This is a genomic window from Phenylobacterium sp., from assembly GCF_030645195.1.
Classification (GTDB): Bacteria; Pseudomonadota; Alphaproteobacteria; order Caulobacterales; family Caulobacteraceae; genus Phenylobacterium.
Map to the genome: position 1 here is coordinate 1 of NZ_JAUSLW010000056.1, position 1,875 is coordinate 1,875.

At 72.2% G+C, this 1,875-nt stretch carries 2 protein-coding genes; one reads left to right on the plus strand and one right to left on the minus strand.

What is annotated here, in order from left to right; genetic code table 11:
* Positions 1 to 836, minus strand: an 836-nt coding sequence (gene gcvA, locus Q7T09_RS04815) for a transcriptional regulator GcvA (protein WP_304698076.1), incomplete at its 3' end; no start/stop codon positions are given.
* Between the two features lie 178 nt (positions 837 to 1,014).
* Between gcvA and cobA the strand changes: the two genes are divergently transcribed.
* The gene (gene cobA / locus Q7T09_RS04820; protein ID WP_304698077.1) at positions 1,015 to 1,839 is read left to right on the plus strand and encodes a uroporphyrinogen-III C-methyltransferase; all 825 of its coding nucleotides are present in this window, start codon (positions 1,015 to 1,017) and stop codon (positions 1,837 to 1,839) included.
* Positions 1,840 to 1,875: the final 36 nt, after the last annotated feature.

Consider the following 1,875-nt stretch of genomic DNA (forward strand, 5'->3'; position numbering starts at 1 on the left):
ACGTAATAGGCGAAGTCCACGGCCGTGGAGATCTGCAGCGGCGAGACCAGGCGGCCGGCGTCGATGTCGGCCTGGGCCAGGGTGCGCTTGGCCAGCGCCACGCCGCGGCCGTTGACGGCGGCCTCGATCACCATGCTGGACTGGTTGAAGCGCGGTCCGCGGGTCCCATCGACCCCCTTCACGCCCCGGGCGGCCAGCCACATGGTCCAGTCGGGGCAGCTGTCGTCGGGCTCCGGCGAGCCGTCGTGCAGCAGGGTGTGGCCCAGCAGGTCGGCCGGCGAGTTCAGGGGGTGGCTGGCCTGCAGTTCCGGGCTCAGCACCGGGACCACGGTCTCGCCGATCAGCCGGCGGACCTCCAGGCCCGGATAGCGCCCGGCGCCGTAGCGGATGGCCACGTCCACCTCGCCGGCGGTGAGATCCACCAGCTCCAGGCCGGCCGACAGCCAGACGTCCACCTGCGGATGCAGTTCCTCGAACTTGCCGAGCCTCGGCACCAGCCACTTGGCGGCGAAGGAGGGGGCGGCGGTCAGGGTCAGGCGGCGGCCGTCCACGGCGGCGGTCAGCATGGAGGCGGCCTCGGCCAGGCGGTCGAAGGCCTCGCGCAGGGCGGGCAGGGCGGTCTGGGCCGCGTCGGTCAGCAGCAGGCCCTTGGGCGTGCGCTTGAAGAGGGCGGCGCCCACATAGTCTTCCAGGTTCTGGATCTGCTGGCTCACCGCGCCGGGCGTCACCGACAGCTCGTCGGCGGCGCGGGAGAAGTTCAGGTGGCGCGCCGCGGCCTCGAACGCGCGGAGCGCGTTGAGCGGCGGCAATCGGCGGCGCGGCGCGTCGCGTTCCATGGAGTTTTCCTGACAGCCCCGGCAGAAGTCCTTGGCTTGCGAATTGGGGCCTGCGTGGCCAGTTTGCAAGCGTCCGGCGGTGTATAGGCCCTTTTCACCGGCGGACATTCAGCGGGGCGGGCCTTACACCCGTCCCGCTTCAAGTTTCAAGCCTGGTCGTTAGAGAACCTTAAAGCCCATGTCGCATCGCGCGCCCAAGGCCAAGACCGCAAACCGCCTGGTCGTCCTGGGTGGCGAGGGCGTGCGCGAGGCCGGATCGGTCTGGCTGGTGGGCGCCGGCCCCGGCGACCCGGAACTGTTGACGCTGAAGGCCTTCCGCGTGCTGGCGACCGCCGACGTGGTGGTCCACGACGGCCTGGTCAGCGACGAAATCCTCGACCTGGCGCCCGCCGCCGCCCGCCGCATCAGCGTCGCCAAGCGCAAGTCGCGCCATTCCTATGCGCAAGACGAGATCAACCGGATGCTGGTCGCCTTCGCCCTGGAGGGCCTGACGGTGGTCCGGCTGAAGGGCGGCGATCCCTTCATCTTCGGCCGTGGCGGCGAGGAGCTGGCCGCCTGCCGCGCCGCCGGTCTGGACGCCCAGGTCGTTCCCGGCGTCACCGCCGCCCTGGCAGCCTCGGCTTCGGCCGGCGCCCCCCTGACCCACCGCGGCGCCGCCCAGTCGGTCACCTTCGTCACCGGCCACGCCGCCCACGGCGAGCCGGACCTCGACTGGCCGGCCCTGGCCCGGGTCAACCAGACCGTCGTCATCTACATGGGGCTGACCACCGCCGGCCTGATCGCGCAGCGCCTGACCGAGGCCGGCCGCGCCCCGGCCACGCCGGCCCTCATCGTCGTCAACGCCAGCCGCGCCGACGAACAGCGCCTGCCCACCACTCTCGGCCAACTGGCCGACGTCGCCGCCGGCCTCTCCGGCCCGGCCCTCCTCATGGTCGGCGAGGCCATGGCCCTCGCCCAGGCCAACGAGATCCCGGACGCCATCCTGGCGCGGGTGTCGGCATGAAGGTCCTCACCGCCAACCGCCTGATCGATGGCGAGG